Annotated in this window: 16 protein-coding genes; 9 read left to right on the forward strand and 7 right to left on the reverse strand. The window is 34.3% G+C overall.

What is annotated here, in order from left to right:
• Positions 1 to 183 precede the first annotated feature (183 nt).
• The 7 genes from thiC (at position 184) to OYT91_RS11380 (ending at position 6,838) form a co-directional block, all read left to right on the forward strand.
• Complete coding sequence (thiC, locus tag OYT91_RS11350; protein ID WP_281238044.1) at positions 184 to 2,007, forward strand: phosphomethylpyrimidine synthase ThiC; 1,824 nt, start codon at positions 184 to 186, stop codon at positions 2,005 to 2,007.
• Between the two features lie 71 nt (positions 2,008 to 2,078).
• Positions 2,079 to 2,690, forward strand: coding sequence for a thiamine phosphate synthase (locus OYT91_RS11355; protein WP_281238045.1), 612 nt, complete (start codon positions 2,079 to 2,081; stop codon positions 2,688 to 2,690).
• Entirely contained in the window at positions 2,663 to 3,418 is a 756-nt protein-coding gene (locus tag OYT91_RS11360; RefSeq protein WP_281238046.1) for a hydroxymethylpyrimidine/phosphomethylpyrimidine kinase, read from the forward strand. Before OYT91_RS11355 ends, OYT91_RS11360 begins: the two co-directional genes overlap by 28 nt.
• Complete coding sequence (locus tag OYT91_RS11365) at positions 3,411 to 4,049, forward strand: thiamine phosphate synthase (RefSeq protein WP_281238047.1); 639 nt, start codon at positions 3,411 to 3,413, stop codon at positions 4,047 to 4,049. Before OYT91_RS11360 ends, OYT91_RS11365 begins: the two co-directional genes overlap by 8 nt.
• Positions 4,036 to 4,806: a thiazole synthase gene (locus tag OYT91_RS11370; RefSeq protein ID WP_281238048.1), complete on the forward strand. Its 771-nt coding sequence runs from the start codon at positions 4,036 to 4,038 to the stop codon at positions 4,804 to 4,806. Before OYT91_RS11365 ends, OYT91_RS11370 begins: the two co-directional genes overlap by 14 nt.
• 118 nt (positions 4,807 to 4,924) lie before the next feature.
• Positions 4,925 to 6,082 (forward strand): 2-iminoacetate synthase ThiH, encoded by a 1,158-nt coding sequence (gene thiH / locus OYT91_RS11375; protein ID WP_281238049.1) that lies wholly within the window; start codon positions 4,925 to 4,927, stop codon positions 6,080 to 6,082.
• 45 nt (positions 6,083 to 6,127) lie between these two features.
• Positions 6,128 to 6,838 carry a HesA/MoeB/ThiF family protein gene (locus tag OYT91_RS11380; RefSeq protein ID WP_281238050.1) on the forward strand — a complete coding sequence of 237 codons (711 nt, stop codon included), beginning with the start codon at positions 6,128 to 6,130 and terminating at the stop codon, positions 6,836 to 6,838.
• Between the two features lie 137 nt (positions 6,839 to 6,975).
• On the opposite strand, the gene aat is transcribed toward OYT91_RS11380, so the two are convergent.
• The 3 genes from aat to OYT91_RS11395 all read right to left on the reverse strand — a co-directional run bounded on the left by aat (position 6,976) and on the right by OYT91_RS11395 (position 9,002).
• Positions 6,976 to 7,614: a leucyl/phenylalanyl-tRNA--protein transferase gene (gene aat, locus OYT91_RS11385; protein WP_281238051.1), complete on the reverse strand. Its 639-nt coding sequence runs from the start codon at positions 7,612 to 7,614 to the stop codon at positions 6,976 to 6,978.
• A gap of 105 nt (positions 7,615 to 7,719) precedes the next feature.
• Positions 7,720 to 8,094, reverse strand: coding sequence for a DUF3127 domain-containing protein (locus tag OYT91_RS11390; protein ID WP_269221690.1), 375 nt, complete (start codon positions 8,092 to 8,094; stop codon positions 7,720 to 7,722).
• 32 nt (positions 8,095 to 8,126) lie between these two features.
• Positions 8,127 to 9,002, reverse strand: coding sequence for a flavin reductase family protein (locus OYT91_RS11395; protein WP_281238052.1), 876 nt, complete (start codon positions 9,000 to 9,002; stop codon positions 8,127 to 8,129).
• Positions 9,003 to 9,256: 254 nt separating this feature from the next.
• Between OYT91_RS11395 and OYT91_RS11400 the strand changes: the two genes are divergently transcribed.
• Positions 9,257 to 10,402 (forward strand): sensor histidine kinase, encoded by a 1,146-nt coding sequence (locus OYT91_RS11400; RefSeq protein ID WP_281238053.1) that lies wholly within the window; start codon positions 9,257 to 9,259, stop codon positions 10,400 to 10,402.
• A gap of 4 nt (positions 10,403 to 10,406) precedes the next feature.
• On the opposite strand, the gene OYT91_RS11405 is transcribed toward OYT91_RS11400, so the two are convergent.
• The 3 genes from OYT91_RS11405 to greA all read right to left on the reverse strand — a co-directional run bounded on the left by OYT91_RS11405 (position 10,407) and on the right by greA (position 12,685).
• Positions 10,407 to 11,573 (reverse strand): transglutaminase domain-containing protein, encoded by a 1,167-nt coding sequence (locus OYT91_RS11405; RefSeq protein ID WP_281238054.1) that lies wholly within the window; start codon positions 11,571 to 11,573, stop codon positions 10,407 to 10,409.
• A gap of 77 nt (positions 11,574 to 11,650) precedes the next feature.
• On the reverse strand, positions 11,651 to 12,040 hold the full coding sequence (locus tag OYT91_RS11410; protein WP_281238055.1) for an HIT family protein: 390 nt from the start codon (positions 12,038 to 12,040) through the stop codon (positions 11,651 to 11,653).
• A 168-nt stretch (positions 12,041 to 12,208) separates the two neighbouring features.
• Positions 12,209 to 12,685, reverse strand: a complete 477-nt coding sequence (greA, locus tag OYT91_RS11415) for a transcription elongation factor GreA (RefSeq protein WP_269221686.1) — start codon at positions 12,683 to 12,685, stop codon at positions 12,209 to 12,211.
• A 277-nt stretch (positions 12,686 to 12,962) separates the two neighbouring features.
• On the opposite strand from greA, the gene OYT91_RS11420 reads away from it, so the two are divergent.
• Positions 12,963 to 13,376 carry a Rieske (2Fe-2S) protein gene (locus OYT91_RS11420; protein ID WP_281238056.1) on the forward strand — a complete coding sequence of 138 codons (414 nt, stop codon included), beginning with the start codon at positions 12,963 to 12,965 and terminating at the stop codon, positions 13,374 to 13,376.
• Between the two features lie 256 nt (positions 13,377 to 13,632).
• Here the strand turns inward: OYT91_RS11420 and OYT91_RS11425 are convergent, their stop codons facing one another.
• Entirely contained in the window at positions 13,633 to 14,193 is a 561-nt protein-coding gene (locus OYT91_RS11425; RefSeq protein WP_281238057.1) for a hypothetical protein, read from the reverse strand.
• Positions 14,194 to 14,229 lie beyond the last annotated feature (36 nt).

Consider the following 14,229-nt stretch of genomic DNA (forward strand, 5'->3'; position numbering starts at 1 on the left):
GGGCCAACTTATCATACCTATTATTAGGCCCTTTTCCTTAATGCTGTCGAGCTATCCGTGCTACTTCGGTAGCTTACTTCTATCCCTCACGCAAAAACACAAACCAAGAACATCTCTTTTAAACATTGAATATCCATTTTCAAAACAGAAAACAAACATACCGTATTATAAAAAATTAAAATTATGACCAACGAAGAAAAAATATCCAGAAAACCATTTCCTAATTCGACAAAAATTTATGTTAAAGGTGAAATACATCCCATAAAAGTTGCTATGCGAGAAATTAAGTTAGCCAATACTAATTTATCGAATGGAAGAATAGAAGAAAACCCACCTATAACCGTCTATGATACTTCTGGACCCTATACAGATCCAAATATAGAAATCAACATTAGAAAAGGATTGCCTCGCATTCGAGAACAATGGATACTAGATCGTAATGATGTAGAAATATTAAGCGAAATCTCTTCTGATTATGGCAAGGAACGATTAAATAATGAAAAATTAAACGATTTACGTTTCGAATATTTACACCAACCGATGCGAGCCAAAAAAGGCGCAAATGTATCGCAATTGTATTATGCAAAACAAGGCATCATCACTCCCGAAATGGAGTACATCGCCATACGCGAAAACCAACGTATCGAACAATTGAATGCGCAAACCGAAGCGATGCAATGCCAACATCATGGAAACAGTTTTGGTGCCAATACCCCAAAAAGCAAAATTACCCCCGAATTTGTGCGCAGCGAAGTAGCCCGAGGACGCGCCATAATACCCAATAACATTAACCATCCCGAAAGCGAACCAATGATTGTAGGCCGCAACTTTTTGGTAAAAATTAATGCAAACATCGGTAATAGTGCTGTAACTTCAAGCATAGAGGAAGAAGTTGAAAAAGCAGTTTGGGCATGTCGCTGGGGAGCTGATACGATTATGGATTTATCAACCGGAAAAAACATACACGAAACCAGAGAATGGATTATTAGAAATTCTCCTGTACCCATTGGAACAGTACCCATTTACCAAGCTTTGGAAAAAGTAAACGGAATTGCAGAAGATTTAACTTGGGAAGTTTTCCGCGACACCCTTATCGAGCAAGCCGAACAAGGCGTTTCTTATTTCACCATACACGCTGGAGTTTTATTGCGCTACATTCATTTAACAGCCGAAAGGGCTACAGGCATAGTTTCCCGCGGTGGTTCTATAATGGCCAAATGGTGTTTATTTCATCATAAAGAAAATTTTCTGTTTACCCATTTCGAGGACATTTGCGAAATCATGAAACAATACGATGTAGCGTTCTCATTAGGAGACGGATTACGCCCCGGTTCTATTGCCGATGCCAATGACGCCGCACAATTTGCTGAACTTGAAACACTAGGAGAACTCACAAAGATTGCTTGGAAACACGATGTTCAAGTTTTTATTGAAGGTCCTGGTCACGTTCCCATGCACATGATCAAAGAAAATATGGAGAAACAATTGGAACATTGTGACGAAGCACCTTTTTATACTTTAGGGCCATTAACTACCGATATTGCCCCTGGTTACGACCATATCACCTCAGCAATAGGAGCAGCAATGATTGGATGGTATGGCTGTGCTATGCTATGTTATGTCACTCCAAAAGAACACCTAGGATTACCCAACAAAAAAGATGTAAAAGACGGAGTTATCACTTATAAAATTGCCGCACATGCCGCCGACTTAGCCAAAGGTCATCCTGGATCACAATACCGTGACAATGCTTTAAGTAAGGCGCGTTTTGAATTCCGTTGGGAAGACCAATTTAATTTGTCATTGGATCCAGACACTGCCCGAGAATTTCATGACGAAACTTTACCGGCAGAAGGAGCAAAAGTGGCTCATTTTTGTTCTATGTGTGGACCCAAATTTTGCTCCATGAAAATCTCCCAAGAAATACGTGATGTCGCTGAAGCCGAAAAAGGTATGCAAACAAAATCAGAGGAATTCATTGAACAAGGAAAAGAAATATACGTTTAACCAATTAAAAACCAACTGATAGCAGTTAGAAATTATTAACTAACTGCTATCCTATTAATCGTAAACCAACAATGATAGTAATCACAAATCCAATTCCGATCACCAATGAAATCGCCACCATACATGCTCTTTTTGAGAGCAATTTGGAGTTGTTACATATTCGAAAACCATATTTTTCGGATTCAGAAATGAAACAATTTCTATCAGGCATCCATCAAAATTATAGCTCCCGTTTGGTTATGCATAGTCATCATCATTTAGTAGAAGAGTTTAAAATAAAGCGCATCCACATTAGCGAAAGCAAACGAAAAGTTATACAATTACTACCAAAAAATACACCTTTTGACTCCTACAAAACAAAAGAATTTCATTTATCTACATCAGTTCACAGCATAGAAGACTTTAATACTTTGGATAAAATTTTTGAATATGCTTTTATTAGCCCCATTTACCCAAGTATTTCAAAAGAAAACTATTATTCAGAAATAAATTGGTTGGAAGCGATTAATCATAGAACCAATTACACAACAAAACTCATCGCTTTGGGTGGTATAGAATCGAACAAAGTTGAAAAAACATTAAAAATCGGATTTGACAATGTAGCCCTATTAGGAACTATATGGAACAGCAATAATCCCATAAAAAACTTTAAATCATGTCAGAAAATCGTCCAATCGTTTTAACAATAGCGGGATTTGATCCTTCTGGTGGTGCAGGGGTTTTGGCAGACATCAAAACTTTCGAACAGCACAAAGTATACGGTTTCGCTATCAACACCGCAAATACCATTCAAACTGATCAACTATTTTGTAAAATCGGATGGACCTCTCTTGATTTTATATTGGAATCCATAACAACTCTATTTGAAAATCATTCGATTGAAGTAGTGAAAATTGGAATTGTACCCTCTTTGGATTATTTGAATAAAATTATTTTTTGTCTTAAAAAAATTTCTCCAAGCATAAAAATAATATGGGACCCTATTTTAAAATCTTCAACTGAATTTGATTTTTTATTTTTAAAAAACCAAACTCTTTTAATAAAAATACTAGAACAAATAGATTTGATTACTCCGAATTACAATGAAATTATGCATTTTAATCCCGAAGCACAAAATATCAAAATGACAGTAAAATTGTATTCCATTTATTGTTCAATTCTATTAAAAGGCGGACACAACCCAACCGAAATTGGTGTTGATTATTTATATTCTAAAAATAGTACTTATAGATTTCCTCCCAAAACTAACAAATGCCATGAAAAACACGGTTCAGGTTGTATCCTTTCGGCAGCAATTACAGCCAACCTTGCATTAGGGCAAAACCTAAAAACAGCTTGTAAAAATGCAAAAAAATATACCGAAAACTATTTGCAATCAAACCCAACCAAACTAGGATTTCATTATGTTTAACAAACTACAATACATCTCACAAGGAGACACTGTCAAAGAACAATTATACAACATTCACCAAGCCTTAGACAATGGCTGTGACTGGATACAAATGCGATTCAAAAATCAAGATTCAAAAAAATCATTTGCTTTGGGAGAAGCCGTACATTTTTTATGCGAAGAATATCTCGCCAATTTTATAGTGAACGACAATGTACATTTAGCAGAACAAATTGCTGCAGACGGGGTTCATTTGGGACTCACAGACATGAGTATACAAGAAGCGCGAAGTATTTTAGGAAAAACAAAAATCATCGGAGCAACGGCAAATACTCTAGAGAATGTTATTAATCATATCCAAAATGAATGCGACTATATTGGTCTTGGTCCTTTTCAATTTACAAAAACCAAAGACAATTTAAGTCCAATATTGGGACTTGATGGATATCATTCAATAATTCAAAACTTAAATGAAATTCAAAAAGAAACACCAATATATGCCATTGGCGGAATTACATTAGAAGATGTAGAATCACTCATGGAAACAGGAATTCATGGTATTGCGGTTTCGGGTATTATTACAAATAGCGATCAAAAAAGAAAAATCATCACTCAACTTAACGAAAACTTATATAGCAATGTCATTATTTAAAATAGGAGACAAAGTACTTCAATCCCGATTGTTTTTAGGGACAGGCAAATTCGGATCTAATGTAGCAATGGAAGAAGCTATTCTAGCATCCCAAAGCGAATTGGTAACCGTCGCTCTCAAAAGAATTGATCTAGAAACTGATACCGATGCGATTTTAAATCATTTAAGACATCCTCGGATTAATTTATTACCCAACACATCTGGGGCTCGCAATGCCAAAGAAGCAGTTTTTGCGGCACAACTAGCCCGAGAAGCTTTAGAAACTAATTGGGTAAAACTTGAAATTCATCCCGATCCAAAATACTTAATGCCGGACGCTATCGAAACTTTGAAAGCGACAGAAGAATTGGCGAAACTGGGATTCATTGTTTTGCCCTATATCCATGCTGATCCCGTATTGTGTAAACATTTGGAAAATGCGGGGACGTCGGCTGTAATGCCATTAGGATCTCCTATTGGTAGCAACAAAGGATTGAAAACTATAGATTTTCTGGAAATAATTATAGAGCAAAGCAATGTTCCTGTCATTATCGATGCGGGAATTGGATCACCCTCAGATGCCGCAAAAGCAATGGAACTGGGTGCCGATGCTGTATTGGTCAACACCGCAATTGCCGTAGCTGGAAATCCAAAATTAATGGCCGAAGCCTTTAAGGAAGCCGTAATCGCCGGACGAAAAGCTTTTGAGGCAAAACTGGGACAGCAATATAAACAAGCCATTGCTTCAAGTCCTTTGACTATTTTTTTAAATGTGTAATTATCTAAAATTTAACCGCAAAGCGCGCAAGGATTTACGCAAAGTTTGTTAAGCTTTGCGAACTTAACTTTAGTTTCAAACCATAAAACTTTGCGAACCTTGCGGTAAAAAAAACATTATGAAGACATTCAAATCGGTTTTTGAGGGTTTTGATTGGGAAAGCATTCATACCAAAATATACCAAACAACCCCTAAACAAGTAGAACAGGCTTTAGCGAAAAGCAAAAGGAACCTAGAGGATTTCATGGCTTTAATTTCGCCTGCAGCGACAATTTATTTGGAGCAAATGGCACAGGAATGTCACGAATTGACCAAAAAACGCTTTGGAAAAACGATTCAGATGTATGCACCATTGTATTTGAGCAATGAATGTCAAAACATTTGCACGTATTGCGGATTCAGCCTAGACAATAAAATCAAACGTAAGACCTTAACCGATTCTGAAATAAGATTAGAAGTTGAAGCTTTGAAAACGACTGGTTTTGACAACGTGTTAATAGTAACAGGAGAAGCCAATTATACTGTAAACATTAATTATTTCCTAAATGCAATCGCACAAATAAAAGAGCGATTTTCGACAATTTCAGTTGAAGTACAGCCCCTTTCTACCGAAGAATACCTACAATTGCATCAAGCAGGTGTGTATTCAGTAATGGTATATCAAGAAACATACCATCAGGAAGTGTATAAAAAGTATCACACCAAAGGCAAAAAATCGAATTTTGATTTTCGCTTGGAAACTCCTGATCGAATAGGGAAAGCGGGTATACACAAAATTGGATTGGGCGTATTATTGGGTCTTGAAGATTGGCGTACGGATAGTTTTTTCAACGCTTTGCATCTGGATTATTTACAAAAAACCTATTGGCAAACTAAATATTCGGTTTCATTTCCGAGATTACGCCCTGCTGAGGGAATTATTGAACCCAACTTTATTATGGATGACAAAGATTTGACACAATTAATTTGCGCCTATCGTTTGTGGAATGAAGATTTGGAAATTTCCATATCAACCCGAGAAAATGAAAATTTCAGAAACAACATCATTCCAATTGGAGTTACCAGTATAAGTGCGGGGTCTAAAACAAATCCTGGAGGTTATGTCGTTGACCCACAATCTTTGGAACAATTTGAGATTAGCGATGAGCGCTCGGCAAAGGAAATTGCAACAATAATTAGAAACAAAGGATACGAGCCAGTTTGGAAAGATTGGGACAGAACATTTAGTCAAAGGTCGAAAGCCGAAAGTCTCAAAGACAATTCAATTCTTAGTTAATATTCCATTCAGCTTTATGACTTTCAAACAATAAGACTTAAAAAAATGAGTAAAATTCAAGATTATTTAAGATACAATCGCCAAATGATGTTACCAGAAATAGGCGACGAAGGGCAAGAAAAATTAAAAAAAGCTAAAGTTTTAGTCATCGGCGCTGGCGGATTGGGTTGTCCAATATTGCAGTACATTGCTACTGCTGGTGTGGGTACAATTGGAATCATTGATTTTGACAAAATTGAGATTCATAACTTACACCGCCAAATTTTATATACTGAAAATCAAGTAGGACAAGGAAAATCTTTAACAGCAAAAAAGACTTTAGAATTATTGAATCCTTTGATTTCTGTTCTCACATTCGAAGAAAAATTGACCTCAGAAAATGCCGCGCAAATTTTGCAGGATTTTGATTGTATTGTCGATGGCTCCGATAATTTTGCAACCCGTTATTTGGTTAACGACACTTGTGTGGCTTTAGGAAGACCATTGGTTTACGGAAGTATCTTGAAATTTGAAGGACAATTGGCTGTTTTTAACCATATCGGGAGTAAAAATCTTAGGGATTTGTTTCCGGAACCACCGAATCCGAAAGACGTACCCAATTGCAACATGAATGGTGTATTGGGGACATTACCTGGAATAATCGGTACCATGATGGCTCACGAGACCTTGAAACTAATAATGGATTTACCTACTATGAAAAATGAATTGATATTGTTCAGTACTTTGGATTGGGGTTTTAAGAAGCTTAAATTTTAGTTTTCAGGCTGATTTTTTCAGGCAACAGTAAAAAATAGCAACACTAATCTACTACTTTCATAATTGATTCCATCCAGTTTCAATTATCGAAATAAAAATCTACAACTGTTTTACTGTAAATGAAACTATGACAAGAATTACTTTTGTTTCAAAAGTGTCATAAAAGCATCTCGTTCTATTTCTCTACAGCCCAAACTTTCAAGATGTTCATTATACACTTGACAATCCAATAATTGATAATTGTCTTTTTTGAGTTGATTTACCAAGGCAATAAAAGCCACTTTAGAAGCATTGGAGACCAACGAAAACATACTTTCTCCACAAAAAACATGACCTAAATCTACTCCATATAATCCACCAACCAACACCTCATTTTGCCAAACCTCAATTGATTTTGCGATTCCCAATTCGTGAAGTTTGCAATAAGCATCAATCATTTCATTGGTAATCCATGTTCCTGTTTGACCATCGCGCTTTACTTGTTGGCAATTAGAAATAACATCCCTGAAATTTTGATTAAATGTAACCGTAAAAATATTTCTGTTCAGCATGTTTCTCATACTTTTAGAAACAATAAGTTCATCTAAGAACAAAACCATTCTAGGATTGGGTGACCACCAAATAATGGGTTCCCCAGCATTGAACCAAGGAAAAATTCCACTTTTGTATGCGAGTTGCAAACGTTCTGGAGACAAATCACCACCAACAGCAAGAATTCCATCGCTATCAGCAAAGGAAACAGGAGGAAAAAACAAATCTTGGGTTAAATAATACATTTTTAACAGCAAAATTAAATTACAATTAAAAAATAATTCGAAAAAAAAGTCAGAAATTCAAGTAAACTCAAATTTCTGACTTCTAACTTCTAATTTCTATATTTCTTAGAATGGCAAATCGTCTGCTTCTTCTTCATTCAAATTAGTTGCTGGTGCAAATGTAGCAGCTGCAGGCATTGGAGGAGCTTGTTGAGCAGGTGCATCAGTAGCTACTCTTTCGATTCTCCATCCTTTAATGCTATTGAAATATTTGGTTTCTCCTTGTGGATTAACCCATTCTCTTCCACCTAAATTGATAGAAACTTTTACATTTTCACCAATATTATAATTGTTCAACAAGTCCGTTTTGTCTTGAGTAAATTCAATCATTATAGATTGAGGATATTGTTCATCAGTAGTAACAACTAGTTCTCTTTTTTTGAATGACGCACTAATTTGTTGTTCTGCACTAATCACTTTAATTTTTCCTGTAACTTCCATCTTCGTTATTATTTATAATTGTTGTTTTGAATTTATTTTTTTGCTAAAAGCAATTTCCAAGACGAAAGCACATCGTTATTCAAAAGAAACCTTTTGGCTTCTAAATGTACTTTTTCGACATCATCTGAACTCAAAACTGCCTTTACAGCAAAATTTTGATTTACAAATATACTAACTTCTTCACTAGTAGGCAAGGCTTCAATATTACCCAACATTCCTAAATCATTCCCATCAAAAACGGGACTGTTTTTGATAAAATCAGGAATTGAATCTACTCCTATTCCAAGCGTTGTCAGTGGCTTTGGCACTTCAAATAAACCCTGATTGGATCTCGAATACCAATTCGCGCCTAATCTAGAAACCAAATCAATTTTATGTTGATCTATAGCCCCTTTTTCATTAAGAATCGTTTCACTTATATGCATACGCACCACTTCACATAAGATTAAATTTCCGGCACCACCTTCGGTTCCTAACGGAATAATTTGGGTCACCTTACATTCGAATTGAACTGGGGATTCTTTAACTCTATACGGTTTGACAATATCCGAAGGAATAGCAGTAAACCCAGATTTTAAAAATTCATCTACACCTTCAGCGTATTCGGTACTGGCCAAGGAGGTTTGTTGCACCATGTCGTAATTAACAACATTAATAACCACTTCACCAGTAGCTACAGCATTTATTAAAGTATGCTTAACCGTATTGTCCCTGACACGACGGGCGGGTGAAAAAATAAGTATGGGTGGATTGGCACTGAATACATTAAAAAAACTAAAAGGAGACAAATTAGGAATCCCATTTACCCCTAAAGTACTGGCAAAAGCAATTGGCCTAGGCCCTACTGAACTTTGTAAATACCCTTGTAATGTGACAGTGTCTATGCTTTTTGGATCAATACTAATCATAAAATTTTATTTGGACAAAAATAACAAAATAGTAGTATCTAAATAATTAAATCACAAAATATGTTATAACAACTAAAGCCCTAGCCCTGATGGAAGTGGCATCTCCCGATTTAAAAAAACAAGGCTTTTTGCCGTAGTTTTTGTTAATCGGGAATATAACGGACAGCAGGAATAAGCTCCAAAGAACAATGTTTTGGCTGGCACACAATCCATCATCTATTATTTCGTTATATTTATACCACAAATTTACTTTTATGAATTTTACTCAGAACAGCAACCCTATTCGTTGGATTATAATTATTATTTCGTTTTTGATAATTTCTATTATTCTTTGGAATACGTATACTTTTTTTCAAATATTCAAAAATGAGGAACGTATAAAAATGAATCTTTGGGCAACTGCTCAGAAGACTTTAATCAATGCGGAAGAGAATACCGAAGTTGATCTGCCATTGCAAATTTTCAACAACAACACTACCATACCCTTAATTTTAACAGAGAACGATAGTATTATAAATTATGTCAATATTGATGAGGAAATCATTAAAGACAAAACAAGTGCATTAGAATATTTGAATGAATTAAAGAAAGAAAATGAACCGATAAAGATTATTTACGCGCCAGGCAAATTTCAAAAATTATATTATGGAGATTCCTCCTTGATAGACAAACTCAAATATTATCCAATTGCGTTATCCCTAATTATTGTTCTCTGTGGCATATTAATTTACAATTTCTATCTCAGCCATAAAGTTGCATCACAAAATAAATTATGGGCAGGAATGGCCAAAGAAACAGCGCATCAAATTGGCACACCCCTTTCTTCTTTGATTGGATGGTTAGAGATCTTAAAAATGGAAAATATAGACGAATCCATAACTTTTGAAATTGAAAAAGATATCGAACGCCTGCAAACCATTACAGATCGATTTTCAAAAATTGGTTCAGAACCTAAACTAGAATTGAAGGATGTAGTAGAACTAACGAGCGAGTCCTATAATTATTTAATTTCAAGGCTTTCCAATCAAATTGAATTTAGTTTTAAGGCACCTTCAAAACCGATACCCATTTTATTAAACCCAACTTTGCATAGTTGGACCATAGAAAATCTAGTCAAAAATTCAGTAGATGCTATGAAAGGGAGAGGTAAATTACAATTAGAAATAGAAGAAGACAGTCATTATGTAAAAATAAAGGTAACCGACACTGGTGGTGGCATCCCAAAAAAGGAATTTCAGCGTATTTTTGAAACAGGTTTTACAACCAAAAAAAGAGGTTGGGGATTGGGACTTTCATTAACCAAAAGAATTGTAGAAGAATATCACAAAGGCACGATTAAAGTACTTCAATCCGAGATTGGTAAAGGTACTACAATGCAAATTAGCCTAAAGAAAACATAACTTTCTATCGTATAGGCATGCCAAAGAAAGTCACTTTATTGAACATTGCTTTTCTTCCCGATTTGCTTTTACTTAAATAGTCGTTCACAAATTTTTCATGAATTTCTATTTGCTTCAAAATATCGATAATTACAATTTTTAGTGATTTTACGTTTGCGACATTCGAATCATTATACTTTCCAATAGTATAAATTCGATTTTGACAATCCATAATTTTTTGATTTGGAGTTTCAATCATTGCTTTAATCGCTTCATCTGGTAATATTGGCATGAACCTATTATTACGATAATAAATAAAATCATTCAATAGTGTGATTGCTTGATTATAATCATCATTTATAGCGTTAAGTCGCGCCATTGCTTCGTTATTTTGAAGTGCATCAATTTCGCTCTTTTTGAAAAACACCATCTCTTGTATCAATTTATTTTTGACACCATTTTTCTCCATGCGAATTAAAGAAGTTCTTGCTTTATCCAAATCAGACATTTTATCATAATCTTCCATTTGAGATGCAAAATCAAAATGGGGTTTGGTTTTATTCAATTGTGTATTTCCATCCATAAACTCTTGATTGGTAATGGGAAAATTTAAAAATTGCCATAAATAATCAAAAGGCATGTGAGTGGCAATATATTGACTTGGTAAAACTTTATATTGAAGGTTGTTCATCTTTTTGAAAAATTTCCTTTTATCAACATAACCAGCACCCCAAGTAGGATCAAAAAACCACCAAACAGCATCAATTCTAGCTGCGCACCAAGCATGTGAGAGCACATCTATTTTTCCGTTTTGCTTGGTATATCCTGACACAATATAGGATTTGATTCCCACTTTTTTGAGAATATCATTAAAAACTTCGGCATAATGAATGCAAACTCCTTTTTTGGAAAGTACCGTATTTTTTATTTTATCTTGAGAAATTTCTTTGTAATCAATTGTCTCTACGTTCTCGATATCGTATCTGATATTTGATGCTGTCCAATAAAAAACGGCTCTAGTTTTACCATTCTCTGATGCAAAATTGGCATTGATATAATCTGCAATTCCAGTTGTAGACGTACTTAAATCTTTAGGAATTTTATCCATTTTAGCATCTACCAACGCATACGGATTTTTGGGTTGACCAAAACTATAAACTGTAAAAAACAGCAACAAAAATAAACGCTTCATATACTTTGATTTTGGGCATAAAAAAACACGAATCTTTTAAATTATAACTTAAAAGATTCGTGTTCATTGTCGTTTTATTACAAATTTGCTTGAATACTTTTGGCCAAAGATTCAAATTCTTCTTTTGACATAGTCACTTTGTGTCTAAAAGTCATTTCTCCCATTTCATTTAATGGAATTAAGTGTACATGTGCATGAGGGACTTCGAGACCTATTACTGCCATTCCAATTCTCTTGCAAGGAACTGTTTTTTCCAAAGCAATAGCCACTTTTTTGGAGAAGGCCATTAAGCCAAGATACAAATCATCTTCAATTTCAAAAAACTTATCAATTTCTTGCTTTGGGATACAAAGTGTATGTCCTTTAGCATTAGGATTTACATCCAAAAATGCTAAAAAATTATCATCCTCAGCTACTTTGTAACAAGGAATTTCACCATCAATTATTTTTTTAAAAATAGAACCCATTTAAAGTTAGAGGTTAGAAGTTAGAGGTTAGAAGTTAGAGGTTAGAAGTTAGAGGTTAGAGGTTAGAAGTTAGAAAAGGGATTAAAGATAAAATACGATTCCTCAACCTCAAAATACGCACCTGGTCATTAAAACATAATTTTAATTCCCCCGGGGGTTAGGGGGCTTTTATTCTCTTGAAATCTCCAAAATTTCAAATTTCAAAACACCGTTAGGCACAGTAATTTCGGCTACTTCGCCTACTTTTTTACCTAATAATCCTTTCCCAATTGGAGAAGTAACCGATATTTTACCTGTTTTCAAGTCCGCTTCACTTTCGGCAACAAGAGTGTATTTCATCTCCATTCCGTTCGTTTGGTTTTTGATTTTCACAATTGACAAAACCAACACTTTAGATAAATCCAAATGTGTTTCATCAATCAATCTCGCATTAGAGTGAATTTCTTCTAACTTAGCAATCCTCATTTCAAGCATTCCTTGAGCTTCTTTGGCTGCATCATATTCTGCATTTTCAGACAAATCGCCTTTATCCCTTGCTTCTGCTATATCTTGAGATGCTTTTGGACGCATCACACTTTTTAAATAATCTAATTCTTCTCTTAATTTTTTTAATCCTTCCGCTGTGTAATACGATATTGCGCTCATAATGTTATCATTTATATAAAATAGAAAAAATCCCATCAGGACGGGATTTCTTTCCACAAAGATAGTATAATTTTATTTTTAGTCTACAATTAAATGTTAATCATAACAAATTCAAAGTTAAATAAATTAAATTTGTTTCACTAATAGATTTTACTTAATTTTTGAGATTGAAATAAACGCATTAAACCGTTGATTATTACAACTATTTTTAGTGCCTGACACGATCAAAAACGAACAATCTAAACATCCAAAATTCGACAATAAAAATTGTTTTCATATGAAAAAACGCATTCTAATATTTATTACATCACTGTTTTTGGTTGGATGTAGCAATAGTGATACTTCAAATAAAAACCCTTATATTCCCAATACCAATTTCACGGTGGACCTCAACATGAATTTACCCACCTACTCTATTTTAAAATATGCAAGCAATGCTATTTATTATCCTAATGTTGGCGTTAGAGGCATCATTGTATTTTATACTGGCAGCACCTATAATGCATTTGACGCTGCTTGTCCAAACCAAGAACTTAGCGATTGCTCTACCATGACCATCAAAGGAATCAATGCTATTTGCGCTTGCGATAGCATAGAATACAATCTATTCACTGGCCAAGGAGGACAACAATACCCTATGAAACAATACCGAGTAGAAGTAAACGGAGATGTACTTCGAATTTACAATTAAAATTATCTACTCCGTCAATTCGCTTACCATCATGTGGGCGTGTCACCATAAAGAAAAGCGGCCAACATACATTCCGCTTATTGGGCCACTTCTCTTTATGCTGTCGGGCTATACGCGCTACTTCGGTAGCTAGCTGCTATCCCTCACACAAAAATCACACCATTATTATAAAAAAGAAAATCCTGAAAGTTATAAAACTCTCAGGATTCTTAATTTATACACCAGTCTAAACCAACTTATCATTAGTCTTCTTTAACTATAGCAAGGGTAGTAAACATCTTTTTATCATGGAGGTATCATCTCTCCAATTATTTCCTTTATTATCTTTCCAATTTGTAACTATTAACACTTTTCCTTGATTATTAAGCAATATATATTTAGAATAATCATCTATATTTTCATATTCTTTTGGTGTTACTTCTAAAACGAATTTTTTGTTTTTTCTATTTCTTTTAATTCCATAAATTTCGTCTTTAAGGATGACAATTTTAATTTCGTTGTTTAATTTTTTTATATAATCAAAAGCTTCCTTTGTTTTCAAGTCTTCCTCTGCTTCCACTAATAAAACATAAAAATCAACATTATTTTCTTGTGAAAATTTAATAGCATTTGGCAAATGCAAACGACAAGGTTCACACCAAACTCCAAAAGTAAAAAATAAAGTATTTTTTTTATTCGAATTTTTTGCTATACATCTTAAATCAGTAGTATCAATTGCATAAATTTCAGAATTTTTTGACAAATATAAATTACAATTTTCCTGCGAATGTGCTATTAATGTAATTAGGAAATTAAAAAATAATATTTTTTTTTTCATATTTTCAATATTAATATGGGCAAGATAGAACCTTGC

Source organism: Flavobacterium praedii, assembly GCF_026810365.1.
GTDB classification, from domain to species: domain Bacteria; phylum Bacteroidota; class Bacteroidia; order Flavobacteriales; family Flavobacteriaceae; genus Flavobacterium; species Flavobacterium praedii.